We start from the raw sequence: 21,188 nt of genomic DNA, 5'->3' as shown, positions 1-21,188 counted from the left end.
CGACCTTGCGACCGAGTTCTTCGAGGGCGGTCATGACCGCCACAGCCTCGGAGTCATCGAGGTGACCAAACCGCACCCCGTCAACAACGGAGGCCAACAATGCACCGGCCTGAGCAATGACCGCCACCCGGGAATCCTCGGGTTCCGGCATCGAGCCGGCTGCGGAGGGCGGGGCGGTGAGGGTCATGGCGTCGGTGCCTCCTTCACCCACAATTATAGCCCAAAACACCCCTCAAGGCGAGAGAACCTCACCAATATTATGACGTACATTCAGAAGTTTCTTCCCGTCCGCGAGAGCGGGTAGACGGCTACTTGGGCCCTCTGAATCAACCGTTCATTCGCTCTCGTGAGACGTAGGGCAGCAGTGGTGGCGATGCGACCACCCATTATGGGCAAACTGCGCCCTGAACTGGGGTCGACAAAAGCGAGGGCACCATCGGCTGGAACCGGTTCAGACTTTACCCACCGCGATAACGTAAAGAGTCAGTCTCGTGCCGCGACTGCGGTGTGCTCCACGAGTGCACATTGAGATGACTGAGAACCGGGGGAGCCGCGCAGACGTGACCAGCCTGACCGAAATTCTGATCGTGCACGGACTGCTGCCGGTTGAGGGACTTGACACCGTACGGCTGAGCGATCGCGCCGATGAAGCCGCCGTACGCGGCATGGTGGAGGCCGGTACCATCAGCGAGCTGCAGTTCGCCAAGGCGCGGGCCGAGCAGAAGAACCTGCCTTTCGTCGAGCTGCTGGACTACCCGGTCGACCGCCTCGCCGTGGCCAAGGTGCCGGCCGCCGTCTGCCGTCGAGCCAATGTGCTGCCCATCGCCTTCGAAGACGGGCGCCTGATCGTAGCCATGGTCAACCCCGGCGACGTGTTCGCCGTCGACGACGTGCGTGAGGCCGCACGCATGCGGGTCAGCCCGGTTGTTGTCGAGCCGTCCGACCTGCAGGCGGCCATCATTCGCTACCACCGCGCCGACAACGAACTGATCGACCTCAGTAGTACTCTCACCGGTGACAGCGAAGAGCCAGAAGACAGCGCGGTGCAGACCGAAACGGATGACGCCGCGCCGATCGTGCGCTTCGTCAACCTGTTGGTCAGCCAGGCCATTCAAGACAAAGCCTCCGACATTCACATCGAACCCGGCGAAAATGACGTGCGGGTGCGCTACCGCATCGACGGTGTGCTGCACGAGATGCAGAGGGCTCCGTCAACGATCGCCAGCGGTGTCACTTCGCGCATCAAGATCATGAGCGACCTCGACATCGCTGAGCGTCGCAAACCCCAGGACGGCCGCATGTCGGTGCACCACAACGGTCGCACGGTCGACCTGCGCGTGGCCGTTCTGCCCACGGTGTGGGGCGAAAAGGTCGTGCTGCGAATTCTCGACAACGCCACCTCGTCGATGAGCATGAATGGCCTCAACCTGCTCACCGACAACTTCAACGAGTACGAAATGGCGTACACCAAGCCGTACGGCATGATCCTGGTCACCGGGCCGACCGGTTCGGGCAAGTCGACCACCCTGTACACGACCCTGCACGCTATCAACCGCCCGGAGATCAACGCCATCACGGTTGAAGACCCGGTGGAATACCGCATGCAAGGGGTCAACCAGATACAGGTGAACCGCAAAGCGGGTCTCACCTTCGCCGTTGCGCTGCGTTCCATTCTGCGATCCGACCCCGACGTCGTGCTGCTCGGTGAGATTCGAGACCAGGAGACCGCGAAGATCGCCATCGAGGCATCGCTCACCGGTCACCTGGTGCTGTCGACCCTGCACACCAACGACGCTCCGAGCGCCATGACCCGACTGATCGAAATGGGAATCGAGCCCTTTCTAGTGGGGTCGGCCCTGGACTGCGTTGTGGCCCAGCGATTGGCCCGGCGCCTGTGCGACCGCTGCAAAGTCCCCGATGATCGAACCGACCTGGCCTATCTCGGTTTTGTGGTCAATCCCACGGTGGGCTACGTCTCCAACCGGTCCACGATCATGCCGGAGATCGGCCCGGCCATCGACCCCACCACGACCGGAACCATCATCTACAAACCAGCCGGCTGCTCGAGCTGCTCGCAAACGGGCTACCGCGGACGAATCGGCATTCACGAGGTCATGACGGTCTCCGAAGAGATCGAGCGGCTGACCGTGTCGCATGCTTCCAGCGCGCAGATCGGTGCCGCCGCACGTAAACAAGGAATGATCACCATGCGTGAAGACGGCTGGGCCAAGGTTGCCCTCGGGCTGACCTCGATCGACGAGGTGCTCCGTGTCGTCTCCTAAATTCCAGGATGCCCCGCTTTGTCCCCGACGGACCTTGCAGGTCCCGCAGTGACATCGCCCGACTTCGGTTATGCCGTTCATGAATCCGATGACACGCCCGCCTCCACCGTCGATATCCGTTCGAGGAGGCTTATGCGTTCCGAATCATCAGCCCAATTCAGCGTACCCACGCCCGATGCCGACCTGCTCCGGGCGCTCCGACTCGTGCTAGAGAAGGGAGCGAGCGACCTGCACGTTTCTGGCGGTGCACCACCGAGCATTCGGGTGGACGGTTCCCTGCGCCCGATTCCCGGGTGGGATCGCTGGTCGCCGGAGAAGGTCGCTTCCGCTCTCGACAGCATTCTGTCGCCGGAGCAGCGCGAAGAATTCGATCAGGAACTCGAGCTGGATTTCGCCCACACGGTAGAGGGCACCCGTTTTCGCGTCAATTTCTACCAGCAGCGCAACACGGTCGGTGGCGCCTTTCGTCTCATTCCCAATGAGATCAAATCGTTGGCTGAGCTGGGCATTCCGGAATCCGTTGCGCGGTTCGCGCAACTGCCTCGAGGGCTCGTTCTGGTCACCGGTCCCACCGGCTCCGGCAAGACCACTACCCTGGCCGCAATGGTTGACCTGGTGAATCGCACCAGGGACGACCACATCGTCACGGTGGAAGACCCGATCGAGTACATTCATGAGGCCAAGAAGTCCATGATCAGCCAACGCGAGGTGGGGCAGGACACGCACAGTTTCGCATCCGCTCTCAAACACGTGCTGCGCCAGGACCCCGACGTTATTCTGATCGGCGAGTTGCGTGACCTGGAGACGATCTCGGTCGCTTTGACCGCCGCCGAGACTGGTCACCTCGTTTTCTCCACCCTGCACACTCAGGATGCCGCCCAGACCATCGACCGCATCATTGACGTTTTTCCGCCGCACCAGCAGGCGCAGGTGCGCGCGCAACTCGCCGCGACGCTGCGCGGGGTCGTCTGTCAGACCCTCGTGCGCAAGATCGGCGGTGGGCGTGTGGCCGCGACCGAGATTTTGGTGACCACCGCGGCCATCGCGAACCTCGTGCGCGAGGGCAAGACCCATCAGATTGCTTCTGCGCTGCAGTCGGGTCGATCGCTCGGCATGCACACGATGGACCAGCACCTGGCCGAACTCGTCGACGCCGGCCAGATCACCCGGCAGGCGGCAGAGGAGAAGGCCATGGATGTCGACGTGCTCAAGCAGCTCGTGCATCGCGTTGATCCCACGGACACCCCCGTGGGCGGCCTCAGCAACGGCGAAATTGACTTCAACGACTCGTTCTCGCCCGGAAGGCGCTAGATGTCCACCGAAAACTCTTTCAGCTACACCAGTCGGGACGCCCGCGACCGCGTGGTCAAGGGCCGGATGGACGCAGCATCGGAGCGAGCTGCGCTCTCGCAACTGCGCATCATGGGGCTCTCTCCCATTTCGATCGCGCCGGCCCGTAAACTCACGGGTCTTCACGCGGAACTCAGTATCCCGGGGTTTCAGAAGCACGTGGGCCTCACCGATCTTGCCGTGATGAGCCGCCAGATGGCCACCATGACCGCCGCCGGACTGTCGCTGCTGCGCACCCTCAACATTCTGTCGGAGCAGACAGAGAACAAGCAGCTCGCCCAGGTGATTGCCGTCATTCGCAGCGACGTGGAAACCGGCCTGTCGCTCTCCGAAGCGTTTGATAAACACGACGTGGTGTTTCCGCCGATCATGATCAACCTGGTGCGCGCGGGCGAGACCGGTGGTTTTCTCGAAGACGCCCTCAACTCCATTGCCGACAACTTCGAGAGCGAGGTAAAACTGCGCGACACGATCAAGAGCGCGCTCGCCTACCCGGTGATCGTGCTGATCATGGCGCTGCTCGCCGTGGTGGGAATGCTCATCTTCATCGTTCCCGTGTTCGAGAAGATGTTCAAGGGTCTCGGCGGCGAACTGCCCGCGGCCACCAAGGTGCTCGTTGTGCTCTCCAACGGCATGGTCTGGGTGGGCCCGGTGTTGCTCATCGCGGTCATCGTGTTCTCGGTCTGGTGGCGCAAGAACAAGCACACTCTGGCCGTGCGCCGCGTGGTCGACCCGTTCAAGCTCAAGCTGCCGGTGTTCGGCAATCTGCTCACCAAACTTGCCATCGCCAGGTTCAGCCGCAACTTCGCCACCATGATCGGCGCCGGCGTGCCCATTTTGCACTCGCTCAAAATTGTCGGCGAGACCTCGGGCAACTATGTCATCGAGTCGGCACTGGCCAAGGTGCAGGAATCGGTGAGCCAGGGCCGCTCCATTGCGGCGCCCCTCGCCTTGGAGCCGGTCTTTCCGGCCATGGTCACGCAGATGATCTCGGTGGGGGAGGATGCCGGCGCGCTCGAGACGATGCTCACCAAGATCGCCGACTTCTACGACCAGGAAGTGCAGTCGACCACCGAGCAGCTCACCGCGCTGATCGAGCCGCTCATGATCGCCGTCATCGGCGTGATCATCGGTGGCATGGTCGTGGCGCTGTATCTGCCCATGTTCAGCGTTTTCGACTACGTCAACTAGCAGGCACGGCGTGGGGCCCCGTTTGGGCTGCACTCCTACTGGGGGTGATCAGCCCCCCGAAAAAACAACGGTTCGCTGTGTGGGCCAACCTACGGTTAAAAGCGGGCAAGCCCACCGCATTGCTCCCTGCTGAACCACGCAAAGGACACAGACACATGAACCGCTTCTTCACGACAGCCCTGGTCAACAAGCGCAAGGCCCTCGGCGAGAAGGAGAAGGGCTTCACGCTCATCGAGCTTCTCGTGGTGGTTCTCATCCTCGGTGTGCTCGCCGCGATCGCCATCCCGATCTACCTCGGCCAGCAGGACGGCGCGAAGGACAAGGCCGTGGCCGCCGCCATCACGAACGCGAAGACCGCAGTTGTGGCCGAACTCGTGGCGGGAACTGAAACCGCGGCCACCATTCAATCAGACCTTTCGGACGTGAAAGCATTCACATCCAGTGCAGATATTAAGGTCACCTACGCGTACAGCAGCACCACGGAGAAGTTCACGATCACCGGCAGTTGGGCCCCTGGGGACGCGGCTGCGGACACCGCTTTGGCTCCTTCCAAGGCAAACCACAGCCACACGATCACGGATTCAGGCGCCGCAATCGCGATGTAGCCAACTCAAAGCACTACTCGAACCCCGGTGGGGCCTGAGACGACCCACAGGGAACTACCAGCTGTTCGCGGACGAAGGGAAACAGAACTCGTGGTGCGTCGATGCCCAACTCTTTCCAGCCATTACCGCGACGCGGGCTTCGGCATGATCGAAATTGTCGTCTCGATGCTGCTGCTCTCCCTGCTCGCCATCGCCTTTCTGCCGATGCTGGTTACCGCGCTGCGCGTCTCGGTCTCCAATGCCACGCTGACCTCGGCCACCCAGCTCGTCGCCACGCAGATGGAGGGCATGCGCGCTCTCGGCACGACCTGCGAGCCGCTTCGCGCCCGTGCCGCCACGTCGCCGGCTGTCTTCGACCCCGACGGCCGGGCACTGCAGCCCGCTTTCGATCCGATCACCTGCCCTGCCACCTATCCGAAAACGGTGCAGGTGCGCGTCTTCGTGACCGAGGTCTCGACCAGTGAGATTCTGGCCGAGGCCACTACGAGCATTTTCGTGAACGGCTAGGCCAGGCATGAATGCGAGAGCGAGCCATCGCCCAAACGGTGTCGTGGCCGGCCCGGGGCGTGAGAGGCTGGGCCAGCGTGGCGAGGGTGGCTACACACTCGTTGAGCTGCTCATCTATTCGAGCCTGCTCGTGCTCATTCTCACCGTCGTCGGCGGAATGTTGCTCAATACCCTGACGTCGGAAGAAAAGGTGATGGCGAGCGCCGACGCGAATGCCGTCAGCCAGCTGATCTCCACGTCGGTGCATTCCGGCGTGCGCAATGCCACTGCGCTGCAGATCACCGACAGTGCAGACCTCGACAACGATGACCAGCTTCTCGTGGTGACAGCGGTGAGCAGCGATCCCGCGGTTCCGGCCAGGTCTCGGGTCTGCCAGGCCTGGTATTACACCGAGTCCAATGGCGGTGCCATGTTCTACCGGCGCGCTGCGGCTCCGCAAACCATCGTTGCCCCTACAGCGGACGACCTCGCCACTGACATGACCGGCTGGACCTTGCTGGGTAGCGGATTGTCCGCGGCCTCCGCCCAGCCCGTCTTTAACCCCGATGTCACTCCCGATCGCCGTGCCGTCACGCTCAACTTCACGATCAACGCCGATGGTGACAGCAGTCCGGCGTTGATCTCGACCACGGTCACGAGCCGCCAGGGTGCGGCGCCGCCAATGGAGCCCACATGTTTCTAGTGCGCAAGACCCGCCTTCTTCTGGCTGCTGACCGCGGCAGCAGCATGCTCGCCGTGATCGGGCTCATGGCCATTGCCGGCATCGCGACCCTCGCTATCGCTGGTTCCACCATGAACTCGCTCAGTGTGAGCAGCGCGACGCGTGCGGGAGTGCAGGCTCAATCGGCGGCCGAAGCCGGTGTCGACGACGCCCTGCTCAAATTGACCAGCAGCACCTGCACGGCGGCCGGCTGGAACACGACCACTCCGGCTTCCGCGGTGGCGGTCTCCTACTCCACCAGTGCGACCAACGACACCTGGGTCAGCGCGTGCCCGACGCAGGCGGCGCTCCGGGTCAAAATTCTGTCGACCGGCGAAGCTGCCGACTTCGGTGTCGGCGGCAATAGCACGGGCGACGCGCGCACCGTCGAAGCGATCTACGCCTACGTGCCGGCCAGCACCGGCACCCCCGGTACCGGCTCTGCCCTCTACTCCCACAATTTCGGAACCTTCGCGGGCTCCAGCCAGTTGAACTCCGTCGACGGTTCGGAGCCGGTCGTGCAGGTGCGCCACGACAACGTCACCTGCGACATCACCAACACGGCTTCAACCGGCATTCTCAATGCCGATCTGGTGATCGCCGACGGCGGGCTCGAAGTCGGGGCGTCCTGTCAGATCGTCGGAGACGTCTGGGCCACCGAACCTGTCTCCCTGCACGATTCGGCACAGGTGCACGGCAACGTTGTGGCGCCGAGTGTCAAATTCATCGAGAGCACCATCATTCACGGCAGCGTCTGGACCACCGGCGCCACGGTTCTTGAAACGTCGGCGTGGATCAAGGGTTCGGTGACAGCCGGGTCCCTGAGCATGATCAACAGCGCGAAAATCGACCATGACGCGTGGTCGGCCGGAGCGACGACCATAGGTCACACCACGAACGTGATCACCGGCCACCTCACGACCCAGACGCTCAGCAACAGCGGGCCCGGTGTCATTACCGGTGGCACGACGGTGGTTGCGGTCGGGCCCGGAGCGGGGTCAGCACCGGCCTCGGCACCCGTCGTGCCGGACTGGGTCGATGTCGACTATGATCTGGCCGACTGGCCCGGCTACCAAGTAGCAACGATGAGCCATGGCTGCAGGCTCGCAGATATTCAAACAGCCGCAAACTTGTTTACTGGCCCGGGAATTATTGACGCTCGCGAGTGCCCTCAGGGCGTATTCCTGAAGGAGAACACCGTGCACCTAAGCTTGCCGCACGATCTGGCAATTTTTGCGGATCGTTTTGAGATCGGCCTCGACGCTCAGATCGACGCGCCGGGGGCGACGGCCCGCAAGCTGTGGCTGATCTCGCCGGATGAGACAGCCGACGGCGCTCCCACCTGCCGGAATCCCAGCGACAACTCGGATATCACACAGTCCTTCATCGTGCAGGCTCCGGTGACTGCGATGCTGTATACACCGTGCTCGATTGACCTCGGTTTTTCGGCGCAGTGGCGCGGCCAGCTCTACGGCGGCACCGTCGGCACGGCCGGCTCGGCCATGCTGCACTATGCCCCGGTGGGTATTCCCGGCACCGACCTTTCCACGGGAGCGACGCCGGGCGCGGGCGGGACCATTGCGCGGCTGGGCGCACGCATTTCGATTCGAGACCTGAATGGCTAGCACCATCGCCGGAGTATTCGGCATTCTTGGCGCCATCATCGGCTCGTTTCTGAACGTGGTGATCTACCGCCTACCGGCTGGCCGCTCCATCGTCTCCCCGCCGAGTGCGTGCGGCAGTTGCGGCGCGCGCATTCGGCCGTACGACAACATTCCGGTGTTGAGCTGGTTCGTGCTTCGCGGGGAATGCCGCGACTGCAAGGCACCCATCTCGCCTCGATACCCCATGATCGAACTCGGCACGGCGGTGTTCTTCGCGGTCGTCGCCCTCTGGGCGTTCGCGTCCGCAGATTTTGGCTGGGCCGCCGTGACGACCACCACCAACACCCTGGCCACTCAGCTCATCGTGCTCGCGGCGTTCCTCTACCTGGCGGCGATCAGCGTGGCCCTGGCCATGATCGACCTCGACACGCACACCCTCCCGAACCGCATTCTGCTGCCCGCTTACCCGGTGGCTGCCGTACTGCTCGGGGCAGCCGCCCTCGTGGCAGGCGAGCCTGGTCGTCTGCTCACCGCCCTCATCGGGGCCGGGGCACTGTTCGGCCTCTACCTGGCCCTGGCGCTGATCAGCCCCGGCGGCATGGGGCTCGGCGACGTGAAACTAGCCGGTCTGCTCGGTCTCTACCTGGGGTATCTGGGCTGGGCACCGCTCATCGTGGGGGCCTTCGGCGCTTTTCTGCTCGGCGGTGTATTCGGACTCCTTCTGCTCCTGACCCGAAAGGCCAAGCGCCGGAGCAGTATTCCGTTCGGCCCGTGGATGCTGCTGGGCGCCTGGATCGGCGCATTCTTCGGCGACCAGATAGCCATCGGCTACCTCACCCTGTACAGCCTCGCCTGACCGGCGAACGCCGCCACAACCACTCGACCCGCTCCTCGACCATCGTTTACGAACCAACTTCTCACTGGGGGAAACAAATGACTACACGTGTGGTCGGAATCGATATTGGCACCACGGCCGTGCGGGCCGTAGAAATGCGGGATGCGGAAACGGATCATCCCGTGCTGGTGCGCTGGCATGAGGAGCCCCTCCCCTTCGGTGCGGTCAGCCGCGGCGAAGTGCTGGAACCGGTCGTCGTCGCCGCGGCACTCAAGCGGATGTGGGCGAGCGGCGGCTTCACCACCAAAGACGTCGTGCTCGGGATGGGCTATCACCGTATGGTCGTGCGCAACCTGACCGTGTCCAAGATGTCCCTGCGCCGCATTCGTGAGTCGCTGCCCTTTCAGGTGCAGGACCTGCTGTCGTTTCCCACCGCGGAGGCGCTGCTGGACTTCTACCCCATTGCCGAAGTCGACAGCGATGGTGAGTCTGGCCCGCAAATCTCCGGCCTGCTGATCGCCGCCATGAAAGACGTCGTGCAGTCGCACATCAAGGCCGCAAAGTTGGCCGGACTGCGCACCGTCACCGTTGACATTATGTCGTTCGCTCGCAGTCGAGCCATTCACCGTGCGGTGACCACCCCGGACGTGATCGTGCAGATTGATATCGGCGGCGGCTCGTCGAGCGTGCTCATCTCCTCGAACGGCGTGCCGCAGTTCGTGCGCGTGATTCCCTCCGGTGGCAACCAGCTCACCAAAGCGCTGCGCGTTCGCCTCGGCATCGACGAGGAAGCGGCCGAGCTGCTCAAGAAGCGGGTGGGCCTGACCGAGGAGGCGGCACCCGAAGACGAGATAGCCGCCACGATCATTCGGGAGATCACCTCGGAATTGCTGGAGAGCCTGCGCAACACCGTCGCGTATTTCACCAACAACCGGCCGGAGTTACCGATCGACCGCATCGTGCTCATGGGCGGCGGTGCCCGCCTCGACGGATTCGGTGCCGCGCTCAGCGAATTGACCCGTTTTCCGGTCGTTCCGGCGCAGCCCTACGGCGGGCTGGAACTTGGACCCGACGTCAATCAAGCAGACTTAGAGAACTCCGAGTGCACCTTTGTTGCGGCTCTGGGATTGGCCTTGGGGAGCAAAGCATGAAACGGGCAACGGATAGCCAGGAACTGATCCTCGGCGCGGAGCCACGAGCAGATCTGCTTCCCCCCGAGCTCAAAGCCGCGCGCCAGGGAAGGCTGCTCCGCCGAATCATGGCGATCGTGGCTGCCGGCGTCGTGCTGGTCGTCATTGCCGCCGTCACAACAGTGACGGTCCAGGCCGCGGGCGCACAGTCCAAGCTGGGCGTAGCCGAGGAGCGCACCAACGAACTGCTGCTGGAGTCGGCGAAATACTCAGAGGTTCGCAGCGTTCAAAACCAAATCGACATGACTGCGGTAGCCCGCCAGTTGGCCGCCACGACCGAGATCGATTGGCGTGCCTACATGGTGGCCGTCCGGGCGAGCCTTCCCTCCGATGTCACCATTCAGGCGATCGCGATCGGCTCGGGTTCGCCCTGGGTGGAATACGAGCAGAGCACCGTTCCCTTGTATAACCCGCGCGTTGCCAGCCTGAAGCTGAGCTTGACCAGCCCGACGCTGCCGGCGGTACCTATGTGGCTGACGAATCTACGAACACTGCCTGGCTACGCCGATGCCCACCCGGGCTCCGTGACGCGCACCGAAACCGGCCAATACAACGTCGAGATGGTCATCAATATCAATGAGGGTGCGCGATCGAACCGCATCGCTGGGGGGCAGTGAGACCGTGACTCGCAACAGACTATTCGGTGCCGTGCTGATCTTGATCATTGGCGCTTCGGTCGTCCTTGGTGGGCTACTGGGGATCGCGCCAAAACTAGACGAGATCCAGGCCGCGAACACCCAGCGCACGGCGGTATTGGCGCGAAACGCTCAGCAGGAAGCTGACCTGATCGTTCTCAAACGGGATTTCGCCGGCATCGCCGAACTCCGCACCTACCTCGCCACCTTGCAGGGCGCGGTTCCAGTGGATGCCGAGATTCCCGAATTTCTCGATGAGGTGGGAGTTATCGCCCGCCAGAACGGCGTAACACTGAACTCGCTGGATATCAGCGATGCGGTTGCCTTTCTGCCCGAGGCAGTGCCCGCGACCGAGAGTGCGATAACGGCAGAGGCCCCCACTGCGGCTGCAACAGACGCCACCGTCGTTGCCGAGGCATCGTCACCACTCACCCCGGAGAACTATCTGGCTGTGACCGTTTCTCTGACGATTGCCGGTGCCCACAGTAACCTCTTCGACTTTGTGGCTGGCCTTCAACACGGCCAGCGAAGCATCGCGATTTCAACCGTGCAGACCGATACCGGTGACGGAACGGCCGAGAACACGATGTCCGTTGTTGGCACGATTTACGTGCTCCTGGACCCGTCTGAGCTTGCACACGCCAAATAGTCAGTTCACACACCCATCGTGGGTTAGCACCCCGACAGTCGCGCGTACAGCCCCCGATACCTAGAGCATCGGGGGCTTTCGCGTGCCCGCCAGCGGCTGCCTGTGCCCGCAGGTCCACCGGCTCGCAGACCCCCAGATCGCGGGACTACCGCCAAACCGCCAGTCTCAATAGCGTTGCGCCTTACGTAGGCCTCTCGCGAACAAGACTTACCCTCTGGCTCCATTCTCGCGAGGCCTGCAACGAGCGGATGTCGCACCCTCGGCATCCGCTCGTGAACTACTCGCACGGCCGTACCTGTTCCGCGGCAATCAGGACCCGACACTTGCTTTGCGAAAAGGATTCATCATGGACGAACCGAAAATCTTTGCGCTTTTCGACAACACCACGTCGCCAGGCGACGGCCCGCAGTTCACCGATCTGCCGGGCTTCACCCCGGTTTCGGCCTCCGCCGCCGTGGACGCCACCCACCGGGACGAAATTCGCGTTCTGCCCACGAACCGCCGGCGTACGCGCGTGGCGCGCCGCAGTGTTCTCGGCGACCGCATTCTGCGTAGCGCCGACCCGGTGACGCCCGATGTGCTCGGCACACCAGACGCCGATCTGATTGAGGCGCTCACCGAAGTTGTGCTGCGCAAAGCTTCCGACCTGCACGTGTCCGTCGCCGCTCCGCCGAGCATCCGGCGCGACGGCGATCTAGGCCCAGTGGGCATCGGACCGGTCTGGTCGAGCCAGAAAGCAGATTTCGCGATTCGCAGCATTCTCACTCGGGCCCAGCAGGCCAGCTTCGATCGAGACCACGAACTCGACTTCGCCTACACGCTCGCGGACACCGCGGCCACCGGCGCGTCCAACCGTTTTCGGGTCAACGTGCACCAGCAGCGCGGCGCCGTCGGCGCGGTTTTTCGGCTCATTCCGAGCGAGATCGTAGACCTCAAGGCTCTCGGAATTCCGCAATCGGTGGCCGCGTTCGCCGCGCTGCCCCGCGGGCTGGTGCTCGTGGCCGGACCCACCGGCTCTGGGAAGTCCACCACGCTGGCCGCCCTGGTTGACCTCGTGAACAGCACCAGGGCCGACCACATCGTCACCGTGGAAGATCCGATCGAGTTTCTGCACGCGCACAAGAAATCAATCGTGACCCAGCGCGAGGTGGGGCACGACACGGCGAGTTTCGCATCCGCTTTGAAACACGTACTGCGGCAGGATCCCGACGTGATTCTCATCGGTGAACTGCGGGACCTCGAGACCATTCAGGTGGCGCTGACCGCTGCCGAAACCGGCCACCTCGTGTTCGCGACCCTGCACACCCAGAGCGCTGCACAGACGATCGACCGCATCATCGACGTGTTTCCGCCGCACCAACAGAACCAGGTACGGGCGCAACTCTCCCAGACCCTGCAGGGCGTGGTCTGCCAGACCCTGGTGAAGTGGGCGAATGGTTCCGGCCGGGTTGCCGCGACCGAGGTACTTGTGACCACGCCGGCCATTGCCAACCTCATTCGCGAGGGCAAGACGCACCAGATCGAATCCATGATGCAGACCGGCCGGGACAAGGGCATGCACACCATGGACCAGCACCTCGCCGAACTGGTCAACACCGGCCAGATCACCCGCACGGCCGCGCTCGCCAAAGCCCACGATGTCATCGGGGTTGAGCTGCTCATTCACCGCACCGAATCGGCGGCGGGCGGCGGGGCCTTTGCCTTCGCGGGCGGTGGCTACGGAGCCGGATATAGCGCAGCGTCCGGCGCCGGCACAGGAGTAAGCGGCGGCTACGACACCGGCCGTGATGCCGACCACAACGCCAGCTTTTCCCGTGCGGTTCTCTGATGCCGGAGACACTGGTCTTCAGCTACACCGGTCGCGACACCCGGGGTAAAAACGTGAAAGGACGAGTCGACGCGCTCAACTCGGGGCAGGTGGCCGCGAGACTCAACTCGCAGGGCATCGCGCCGATGTCGATCGTCGAAGCGGCGCCGTCCACCGGCATGGCGCGGTCCATCTCGCTGCCCGGCTTCACCCGCGGCGTCGGTCTGAAAGATCTCGCCATCATGAGTCGGCAGTTCGCGACCATGATCTCGGCCGGGCTCTCGCTGCTGCGGGCCCTGCGCATCCTCACCGAGCAGACCGACAGTAAACCGCTCGCCGCGGTGCTTTCCCTGGTGCGAAACGACGTCGAGGCCGGGCAGTCGATCTCGGACGCGCTCGCGCAGCATCCGCTTGCCTTCCCGCCGATCATGGTCAACATGGTGCGGGCCGGTGAAACCGGCGGCTTTCTTGACCGGGCGCTGGGCTCGATCGCCGAGAACTTCGAGAAGGAGGTCAAGCTGCGCGGCACCATCAAGTCGGCCATGACCTACCCGGTGATCGTGCTCTCGATGTCGGTCGCGGCCGTGATGATCATGCTGATCTTTATCGTGCCCATCTTTCAGGACATGTTCGCCGGTCTCGGCGGCGCGCTGCCGCTGCCCACCCAGCTGCTCGTATCGATGTCGGAGTCGATGATCTACATCGTGCCGATCGGTCTCGTTGCCGGCATTACCTTCGCCCTGTGGTGGCGCCGCAACAAGTACACCGACCGGGTACGACGGATGCTCGACCCGCTGCGGCTGAAGGTGCCGGTATTCGGCCCCCTGCAGAAGAAGATCTCCGTGGCGCGGTTCAGCCGCAACTTCGCCAACATGCTTGGCGCCGGCGTGCCCATTCTGCAGGCCCTCAAGATTGTGGGGGAGACCAGCGGCAACTGGGCCATCGAGAACGCCCTCACCCAGGTAGCCGAGGGCGTGCGCCGCGGCCAGTCGATCTCCGAGCCGCTGCAGGAGCACGCGATCTTTCCGGCTATGGTCACCCAGATGATCGCCGTGGGAGAGGATGCCGGCACGCTCGAGATGATGCTCGACAAGATCGCCGACTTCTACGACCAGGAGGCGCAGGCCGCCACCGAGCAGCTCACCGCCATGATCGAGCCGCTGCTGATCGCCTTTCTTGGCGTGGTCATCGGCGGCATGGTGATTGCCCTCTACCTGCCTATCTTCAGCATTGCCAGCATGATCAAGTAGCCCTGTGGCTGCCAGCTGACCCCGCTTCGGCGGGGCATTTGGCGCGCCCGCACACAGACCGGTCTATCCCCTTAGAGTGCCCTTCCTTGTGGGGGTGGGTAAAACCCAGATCACCCGCGAACGTGGGTCGTGCGTGAGAAATTCTCGCCCCTAATCTGAAGCTCCGATCGCACCCTGGATCGAAAGTTTCACAGCACCACCAGATTCACAGCACCACGAGTCCTTATCCGGCTCGCTCTCGTACGGCCCACTCCAACCCGAATGGACACACCATGCTTACTCGCCTGCTCGCTTCCCTCAACCAGCGCCGCGCACGCTTCACCGAGAACCAGAGAGGGTTCACGCTGATCGAGCTGCTCGTCGTCGTGATCATCATCGGAATTCTCGCCGCCATCGCCATTCCGGTCTACCTGGGAGTGCAGAACAACGCCAAGGACGCGAGCGTCAAGAGCGACCTCGCCAACGCCAAGACCGCCATCATCGCCGTGCAGACCGAGACCGGCGTCATGCCGGCCACCGCTACGGACATCTCCACCATCGCCGGCGCTTCGGGCTACGGCTACACCAAGAGCCCGAACACCACCACGATCAGCTACAAGAACATCACGGCGACGACCTACTGCATCGGCGCCACAAGCGCGACCGGCGCCAAGTACTACCTGACCGAAGCCCTCGGCATCACAAACAACGCCACGACCGCTGCACCCTCGGCCTGCACCTGGTAACCGGGTAGCGGATGCGCCGGCCGCAAGCATCCGCTCAAAGCACCGCTTCACTTGTGCACCGGCGTGAGCTGGGGTGGGCCTTCGGGTCGCCCCGGCCGCGCGGTTCTGTTTCACCCACGACCTGAATCTCGCGAAGGAGGCTCACGTGCTCGCTCTTCTCCGTCACCTGGGCCGCCGCATCACCGCGGCCGATGACACGGCCAACGCCGAGGCCGGCATCAGCCTCATCGAAGTGCTCGTCGCCATGCTGATCTTCGCCATCATTGCCGTCGGCGTTGGCTACGGCATCGTCACCTCGCTCTACCTCAGCAACGACGCTCGCTCGCGCCAGGTTGCTACCAACCTGGCCGCCCAGGAGATCGACCTGGCCCGCTCGAGCGGCGACGTGTTCAGCGTGCTTGATCACGACAGCACCGTCGTACAGAACGGCACCACCTTCACCGTGCGCCGCGCCACGGCGTGGGAAACCACCACCGGCGTCGACGGCAACTGTGGCTCAGGCGGCGGCCAGTTGCGCTACCGCCACCTCAACGTCACGGTCACCTGGAACAGCATGCGGGCTTCGACCCCGGCCGTGCGCGCCGACAGCGCACTGGCCCCCGGCAGCCGCATCAACGACCCCACCCTCGGCACCATCCTCGTCTCGGTACTCACCGCCGCCGGCAGCGGCGCCGCCGGGGTGGCCATCTCGGCCGTGCCGAATGCGGTGCCGAACGGCGCCCAGACCCTTTCGGTCGCGCCGCCGGCAACGGATGCCCAGGGCTGCAGCTACCTGCTCAAGGTCAAGCCCGGTACCTACGACGTCAGTGCCTTCCGCCCCGACTACGTGGACAAGAACCAGGCGACCATCCCGGTGCGCACGGTAGGCGTAGCGGCGGGAGCCGCGGCATCCGTTTCGTTCGCCTATGACCTCGCCGGCACCCTCACGGCGACCTACGGCACCAACGTCAGCACCGGAACGACGCTGCTGCCAAGCGACCTGCACACCACCTGGCGCAGCACCTATGCCGCCTACACGCCGCGCAATGCCAGCACTGTGACCACCCAAACCTTTCGGCTGCACCCGTTCGCCTCCGGCTACCAGGTGTTCGCGGGCACTTATGTGGCGCCCACTCCTGCCGTTCCTGCCACTTTGGCCACGCAGGGCTGCGTCTCGGTCGACCCGGCGGCCTGGACCACTCCGGCCGCTGACGGCGCGATCGGGCCGGCCGCGCCGCAGGTTGCGACCCTGCCCGGCGGCGCTGCGAGCGTGAACGTGCCGCTCGGCGTCTTCACCGTCACCGGCCTGGCCGGGCAGTACCTGCGGGCTGTATCCCAGCCCGCCGGGATAGCGCCCGGCGACCCCGGCTGCGCGCTGGGCACCGTCTACACCTTCGGGCCGCTTCCGGTAGGGGCCACGGCGCAGCTCGGCCTGCCGTTTGGCTCGTTCACCCTGTTCTCGGGAATCACGAGCGGCACGCAGACCATTCCGGTCATCGCGTCGACCGTTACGCTGCAAACTCGGGGGAGTTCAGGCGCCGTACTCACCCTCGACCCGCGCACGGTGGTGACCCCGTGATGCGCTGGCGCAGGCTGCGGGCCGATCAAACCGGCCTGTCCCTCGTGGAACTGCTCGTGTCGGTGGTGCTGCTCGGCGTGTTTCTGGTCATGATCTCGAGTCTCTACGTGAGCGCGAGCCGGTCACTCGGCTCAGCTTCAGCCCTGGGCGCCAATACCCGTGAAGCATCCAACGGCATGAATGCCATGGCGCGGTCCATTCGCGCCGCCACGGCCAACCCCGTTCCGAGCCCCGCGCTCGCCGATCCGGCAATCGCGGAGGCGAGCACTGAAGCACTCACCCTGTATGCCTACGTCAACCTGGGCTTGTCCACCCAGCAGCCGGTGAAGATTCGCCTCGCGGTTGACGCCGAGCGGCGCCTGGTCGAGACCCGCTGGTCGTCGATCCCGCAGCCAGGCGGCCTCTTCACCTTCGAAACCACCGCTCGCTCCACCCGCGTCCTGGCCCAGACGGTGGCGCCGACCGGCAGCCTGCCCCTGTTCACCTTTACCGACTCGGCGGGCAGCAGTCTGCCGGTCGACGTCGCGCCCACCGTCGTGCAGCTGCGCAGCATCGTCACGGTCACGGTCAACCTCACGGTGCAAACCAGCACAGCGGATGCCCGCAGCGCGGTCACCCTCAGCAACACCATTGGCATGCCCAACGTTCGACTCGTGGTGGGGCCATGATGATCCCTGGGGTGATGACGCTGGGTGGGGCCAGGGGTGCCGTTCGCCGCGCCTGGCTCGCCCGAACCGGCCGGTTGGCGCACGAGCCTGAGCGCGGTGCCGCCCTGCTCGTGGTGATCGGCATTGGCCTCGTGCTGCTGACCATGGTGGCGACGGCCATGACCTTCTCGGTCAGCGGGAGCCTCAAAGCCACCAGTGACCAGAACTGGAACGGCGCTATGGCCGCCGCCTACGCCGGGGTCGACGAGTACGAGAGCCGGCTCGCCAATGACAACACCTACTATCGGTTCGGCAATTCCGCAGCCGCGTTCAGCGCCGGCAGCACGCTCACCGCGCCGGTCGTGGCCAACCCTGCCTTCGGGGTGGGCGCAACCGGCGGCTGGGCGAGCGTTGCAGGCAGCGTCGGCACCGCGTCTTTTCGCTACGAGGTCGACAACTCGGCGTACACGTCGTCGGGGGTGCTCCGCATCCGCTCGACCGGTCGGGTCGGAACCAAAACCCGCAGTGTCGTCGCCAACCTTAAGCAGGCGGGGTTCATCGACTTTCTGTATTTCACGATGTACGAGATTCAGGATCCGGCCCAGAGCGGTGTGACCACCCCGGGCTGCGCCGACACCTATGACTGGGCGGGGCGACCGGCGCCGACCGGTGGCTGGAGCGTGTGCAGTGACGTGGCGTTCGGTGGTGGCGACGTGATCAACGGACCGGTTCACTCCAATGACACCATCCGGGTGTGCGACGCGACGTTCAACGGAAAAGTCACCACGGGCAATCCGGGCGCGGTCGGGGCGAACTATCTGCGCACGAACTCCGCCGGAACTGTCTGCACCGGGCAGGTGTTCAACGTTGGCCTGCCCGCGAACAGCCCCGTCATCGCGATGCCCGCCACCAACGCGTCGCTGCGAGGAGAGACCCGCACCGACGCCGGCGTCGCCGAACCCGGCTGCCTCTACACCGGACCGACCAGCATCGTGCTGAACGTCGGCGGCACCATGACCATCCGCTCACCGTGGACCAGGGCTACCCGGGTGGTCGGCGAACCGGCCACGTCGGGCAGCACACCAGCCGCCTGCGGGGTGCCGGGCACTCGCGCCGGAACGCTCGGTTCGGCGCGCGGCGCCACCATACCCGTTTTGAGCGCGAACCTCTTGTTCGTGCAGAGTGTGCCGTTGCTGTCGGGCGACCCCAATTTTACGAGTGACACCGCCTGGCCGCCCGGTCAGAACGCCGCGAGGTGTGCGGCCGGCAACGGCATCGGCTTTCCGCTGGCGAACGAGAACGTGGCCTCCGTTCCCACCTCGTACGGCTGCCGCCACGGTGACGCCTTCATCGAGGGCACGCTCCGCGGCACGATGACCGTCGCCACCGACAATTTTGTCTATGTCACCGGCGACATCATCTACTCGGATCCCGCAGTCGACGTGCTCGGACTGGTCGCGCAAAACGCCCTGTGGATCTGGAACCCGGTCTGTGTCGGCGCCGGCTGCCCGGCCGGCGGCGGCGCGATTCTGCCCGACAACCGGCGCATCGATGCGGCCATGCTCTCGCTCGACCACACCGTGCAGGTGCAGAACTACCATCGCGGCGGCGAACAGGGCGTGCTCACCATCAACGGTTCCCTGGCCCAGAAATATCGCGGCATTGTGCGCCAAACTGCGGGCACCGTCGTTAGCGGTTACACCAAGAACTACACCTACGACCCCCGATTTCTCTACATTGCCCCGCCGAAATACCTCTCCCCGGTCGCCGCCACCTACGGCATCAGCCGGCTGGTCGAAGTCAGTTCGGCCTTCAACGCGTCGGGGGCGATCATCCCGTGATTCTCCACCCCTCTATTAAGGAGTACCTCTCGTGGCCCAGAGCGTCGTAGGAATAGACATCGGCACCGCGCACCTGCGTGCCGTCGAGGTACGAAACCCCGGCAAGAGCCGGCCTACCGTGCTGCGCTACCACGAGGTAGCGCTGCCGCTCGGCGCAGTGAGCGGCGGCGAGGTACTCGAGCCGCACACCGTCGCCACCGCGCTCAAAGCCCTGTGGTCGAGTGGCGGGTTTCGCTCCCGCCAGGTTGTGCTCGGCATGGGAAACCAGCGCGTGCTAGCCCGCGACCTGAGCGTGCCTAAAATGTCGCTCGCCCGCATTCGCCAGTCGCTTTCGTTCGAGGTGCAGGACCTGCTGCCGGTGCCCGTCGCCGACGCCCTGCTCGACTTCTATCCCATTTCGGAATCCACCACCGAGCACGGCCCCACCGTGAACGGGCTGCTCATTGCGGCGGTCAAAGCCGCGGTGGTCGCAAACGTGTCGGCGGCCAGGCTGGCCGGCCTCACCACGATCGACGTCGACCTGATTCCGTTCGCGGTCAGTCGTCTGCTGGTCACCCGACCGGGCATCGACGGCGTTGTCGCGGTGATCGACCTCGGCGCGACGACCACGAGTGTGGTCATCACCAGACAGGGCGTGCCGCAGTTCGTGCGCATCATCCCTACCGGCGGCGACGACGTCACCCAGGCCGTCGCCACCGCGTTACAAACGGATACCGCCACAGCCGACCTCCTCAAACATCGCATCGGTCTGCTGGCGCGTGCTGCCGCCGACGCCCGCCCGGGGGCGTCCCGCAGAGAGGTCCCGTTCGACGGGGTCAGCGGCGGTGGATCAGGCTCGATCGACCAGGTCGGCGCCACCATCATCGCGGAGACCATGAACGATCAGCTCGGCAGCGTGGTCAACACCCTCAATTATTATGCGAACACTCGGCCCAGCGACCCGGTGACCGCGATCGTGCTCAGCGGTGGAGGTGCCCAGATGCCCGGGCTGCCGGAGGCCGTGTCGAAAATGACCCGGCTGGGGGTGTCCACCGGAGATCCGTTGTCGACGGTGGCTCTGGCCTCCGCTATCGATGCCGAGGGGCTGCGCCTCGGCAGCTCCGCCTACACCGTGGCCCTCGGACTTGCGCTTGGGCGTGCAGCATGAGGCGCCGGACGAAAGACGACGTGCTGGTGATCGGCGGCGACCAGCGGGTGGACCTGCTCCCGCCCGAGGTGCGCGCCGAACGTCGCGGCCAGCAGCAACGTCGGCGGCTGACTATCGGTGTGGTCGGGGTGGCGGTGGTCGTCGCCCTGCTCGTCGGTTCGGCGAGCGCTATCGCGCACACGGCCCAGCTGAATCTGGCCAGCGAGCAGGCCCGCACCGCGACCCTGCTGACCGAGCAGGGCCAATATTTTGCCGTGCGTGCACTGCAGAATCAGGTCACGCTCACCGAGGCGGCGCAGCGGGTGGGAGCTTCCACTGAGATCGACTGGAAGACCTACCTCGACGCCGTGCAGAACACGCTGCCGCGCAGCGTGGCAATTACCAGCGTTCAGGTCGATTCGGCCACACCGCTCGCGGCCTACACCCAGGCGACCGCTGCGCTGCAGGGATCCCGGGTCGCCACGGTGTCGTTCACCGCCACGAGTACCGTGCTGCCTGACATTCCGGCCTGGCTGACCGCGCTTGGTCGGCTCGACGGGTTCGCCGACGCCCTTCCCGGCTCGGTCGCCCTTGATCAGACCACGGGCAGCTACACGGTCACCATCTCCATGCACATCAACGACTCCGCGTTCGCGCATCGTTTCGACCCGACCGAAAAGAGCTAG

Annotated in this window: 20 protein-coding genes; 19 read left to right on the top strand and 1 reads right to left on the bottom strand. The window is 64.5% G+C overall.

The window, feature by feature from the left end; translation table 11 throughout:
- On the bottom strand, positions 1-187 hold a 187-nt coding region (locus CJ028_RS00755; RefSeq protein WP_129590332.1), incomplete at its 3' end, for a hypothetical protein.
- Positions 188-560: 373 nt separating this feature from the next.
- Here CJ028_RS00755 and CJ028_RS00750 point away from each other — a divergent pair.
- The 19 genes from CJ028_RS00750 (at position 561) to CJ028_RS00660 (ending at position 21,188) form a co-directional block, all read left to right on the top strand.
- The gene (locus CJ028_RS00750) at positions 561-2,282 is read left to right on the top strand and encodes a GspE/PulE family protein (protein WP_105033377.1); all 1,722 of its coding nucleotides are present in this window, start codon (positions 561-563) and stop codon (positions 2,280-2,282) included.
- 132 nt (positions 2,283-2,414) lie between these two features.
- A complete protein-coding gene (locus CJ028_RS00745) occupies positions 2,415-3,593 on the top strand; it encodes a type IV pilus twitching motility protein PilT (RefSeq protein ID WP_105033376.1) in 1,179 nt (392 codons plus the stop codon).
- Positions 3,594-4,823 (top strand): type II secretion system F family protein, encoded by a 1,230-nt coding sequence (locus CJ028_RS00740; protein WP_105033375.1) that lies wholly within the window; start codon positions 3,594-3,596, stop codon positions 4,821-4,823. It begins immediately after the preceding gene.
- 155 nt (positions 4,824-4,978) lie between these two features.
- Positions 4,979-5,428 carry a prepilin-type N-terminal cleavage/methylation domain-containing protein gene (locus tag CJ028_RS21660; RefSeq protein ID WP_105033374.1) on the top strand — a complete coding sequence of 150 codons (450 nt, stop codon included), beginning with the start codon at positions 4,979-4,981 and terminating at the stop codon, positions 5,426-5,428.
- A 144-nt stretch (positions 5,429-5,572) separates the two neighbouring features.
- Positions 5,573-5,935, top strand: coding sequence for a hypothetical protein (locus tag CJ028_RS00730; RefSeq protein WP_105033373.1), 363 nt, complete (start codon positions 5,573-5,575; stop codon positions 5,933-5,935).
- Positions 5,936-5,942: 7 nt separating this feature from the next.
- The gene (locus tag CJ028_RS00725) at positions 5,943-6,617 is read left to right on the top strand and encodes a hypothetical protein (RefSeq protein ID WP_129590331.1); all 675 of its coding nucleotides are present in this window, start codon (positions 5,943-5,945) and stop codon (positions 6,615-6,617) included.
- The gene (locus CJ028_RS00720) at positions 6,608-8,260 is read left to right on the top strand and encodes a bactofilin family protein (protein ID WP_129590330.1); all 1,653 of its coding nucleotides are present in this window, start codon (positions 6,608-6,610) and stop codon (positions 8,258-8,260) included. Before CJ028_RS00725 ends, CJ028_RS00720 begins: the two co-directional genes overlap by 10 nt.
- On the top strand, positions 8,253-9,095 hold the full coding sequence (locus tag CJ028_RS00715) for a prepilin peptidase (RefSeq protein ID WP_105033370.1): 843 nt from the start codon (positions 8,253-8,255) through the stop codon (positions 9,093-9,095). The genes CJ028_RS00720 and CJ028_RS00715 overlap by 8 nt, the downstream gene beginning before the upstream one ends.
- A 77-nt stretch (positions 9,096-9,172) precedes the next feature.
- Positions 9,173-10,225, top strand: a complete 1,053-nt coding sequence (pilM, locus tag CJ028_RS00710) for a type IV pilus assembly protein PilM (protein WP_105033369.1) — start codon at positions 9,173-9,175, stop codon at positions 10,223-10,225.
- Positions 10,222-10,881, top strand: coding sequence for a hypothetical protein (locus CJ028_RS00705; protein WP_105033368.1), 660 nt, complete (start codon positions 10,222-10,224; stop codon positions 10,879-10,881). Before pilM (CJ028_RS00710) ends, CJ028_RS00705 begins: the two co-directional genes overlap by 4 nt.
- A 4-nt stretch (positions 10,882-10,885) precedes the next feature.
- Entirely contained in the window at positions 10,886-11,548 is a 663-nt protein-coding gene (locus tag CJ028_RS00700; RefSeq protein ID WP_129590329.1) for a hypothetical protein, read from the top strand.
- 346 nt (positions 11,549-11,894) lie between these two features.
- A complete protein-coding gene (locus CJ028_RS00695) occupies positions 11,895-13,376 on the top strand; it encodes a type IV pilus twitching motility protein PilT (RefSeq protein WP_105033366.1) in 1,482 nt (493 codons plus the stop codon).
- On the top strand, positions 13,376-14,605 hold the full coding sequence (locus CJ028_RS00690) for a type II secretion system F family protein (RefSeq protein WP_105033365.1): 1,230 nt from the start codon (positions 13,376-13,378) through the stop codon (positions 14,603-14,605). Before CJ028_RS00695 ends, CJ028_RS00690 begins: the two co-directional genes overlap by 1 nt.
- A 272-nt stretch (positions 14,606-14,877) precedes the next feature.
- Positions 14,878-15,330 carry a type II secretion system protein gene (locus CJ028_RS21655; protein WP_105033364.1) on the top strand — a complete coding sequence of 151 codons (453 nt, stop codon included), beginning with the start codon at positions 14,878-14,880 and terminating at the stop codon, positions 15,328-15,330.
- A 145-nt stretch (positions 15,331-15,475) separates the two neighbouring features.
- Positions 15,476-16,888: a type IV pilus modification PilV family protein gene (locus tag CJ028_RS00680; RefSeq protein WP_161498851.1), complete on the top strand. Its 1,413-nt coding sequence runs from the start codon at positions 15,476-15,478 to the stop codon at positions 16,886-16,888.
- Positions 16,888-17,556: a prepilin-type N-terminal cleavage/methylation domain-containing protein gene (locus tag CJ028_RS00675; RefSeq protein WP_105033362.1), complete on the top strand. Its 669-nt coding sequence runs from the start codon at positions 16,888-16,890 to the stop codon at positions 17,554-17,556. The genes CJ028_RS00680 and CJ028_RS00675 overlap by 1 nt, the downstream gene beginning before the upstream one ends.
- Positions 17,553-19,376, top strand: coding sequence for a hypothetical protein (locus CJ028_RS00670; RefSeq protein WP_240607009.1), 1,824 nt, complete (start codon positions 17,553-17,555; stop codon positions 19,374-19,376). Before CJ028_RS00675 ends, CJ028_RS00670 begins: the two co-directional genes overlap by 4 nt.
- 31 nt (positions 19,377-19,407) lie before the next feature.
- Entirely contained in the window at positions 19,408-20,523 is a 1,116-nt protein-coding gene (gene pilM / locus CJ028_RS00665; protein WP_105033361.1) for a type IV pilus assembly protein PilM, read from the top strand.
- Entirely contained in the window at positions 20,520-21,188 is a 669-nt protein-coding gene (locus tag CJ028_RS00660) for a hypothetical protein (protein ID WP_105033360.1), read from the top strand. The genes pilM (CJ028_RS00665) and CJ028_RS00660 overlap by 4 nt, the downstream gene beginning before the upstream one ends.

It is taken from the genome of Cryobacterium aureum, from assembly GCF_002954245.1.
Taxonomy (GTDB): Bacteria; Actinomycetota; Actinomycetes; order Actinomycetales; family Microbacteriaceae; genus Cryobacterium; species Cryobacterium aureum.
The sequence above is the reverse complement of the archived record's forward strand: the minus strand, read 5'-3'. Positions and strand labels throughout refer to the sequence as shown.

Bases quoted from the DNA above. Each gene is read 5' to 3' on its own strand.
- CJ028_RS00730 (WP_105033373.1), top strand. From the start codon at position 5,573: ATGATCGAAATTGTCGTCTCGATGCTGCTGCTCTCCCTGCTCGCCATC.
- CJ028_RS00745 (WP_105033376.1), top strand. From the start codon at position 2,415: ATGCGTTCCGAATCATCAGCCCAATTCAGCGTACCCACGCCCGATGCC.
- CJ028_RS00675 (WP_105033362.1), top strand. From the start codon at position 16,888: ATGCGCTGGCGCAGGCTGCGGGCCGATCAAACCGGCCTGTCCCTCGTG.
- CJ028_RS21660 (WP_105033374.1), top strand. From the start codon at position 4,979: ATGAACCGCTTCTTCACGACAGCCCTGGTCAACAAGCGCAAGGCCCTC.
- CJ028_RS00720 (WP_129590330.1), top strand. From the start codon at position 6,608: ATGTTTCTAGTGCGCAAGACCCGCCTTCTTCTGGCTGCTGACCGCGGC.
- CJ028_RS00740 (WP_105033375.1), top strand. From the start codon at position 3,594: ATGTCCACCGAAAACTCTTTCAGCTACACCAGTCGGGACGCCCGCGAC.
- CJ028_RS00725 (WP_129590331.1), top strand. From the start codon at position 5,943: ATGAATGCGAGAGCGAGCCATCGCCCAAACGGTGTCGTGGCCGGCCCG.
- CJ028_RS00715 (WP_105033370.1), top strand. From the start codon at position 8,253: ATGGCTAGCACCATCGCCGGAGTATTCGGCATTCTTGGCGCCATCATC.
- CJ028_RS00695 (WP_105033366.1), top strand. From the start codon at position 11,895: ATGGACGAACCGAAAATCTTTGCGCTTTTCGACAACACCACGTCGCCA.
- CJ028_RS21655 (WP_105033364.1), top strand. From the start codon at position 14,878: ATGCTTACTCGCCTGCTCGCTTCCCTCAACCAGCGCCGCGCACGCTTC.
- pilM (WP_105033369.1), top strand. From the start codon at position 9,173: ATGACTACACGTGTGGTCGGAATCGATATTGGCACCACGGCCGTGCGG.
- CJ028_RS00670 (WP_240607009.1), top strand. From the start codon at position 17,553: ATGATGATCCCTGGGGTGATGACGCTGGGTGGGGCCAGGGGTGCCGTT.
- CJ028_RS00690 (WP_105033365.1), top strand. From the start codon at position 13,376: ATGCCGGAGACACTGGTCTTCAGCTACACCGGTCGCGACACCCGGGGT.
- CJ028_RS00705 (WP_105033368.1), top strand. From the start codon at position 10,222: ATGAAACGGGCAACGGATAGCCAGGAACTGATCCTCGGCGCGGAGCCA.
- CJ028_RS00660 (WP_105033360.1), top strand. From the start codon at position 20,520: ATGAGGCGCCGGACGAAAGACGACGTGCTGGTGATCGGCGGCGACCAG.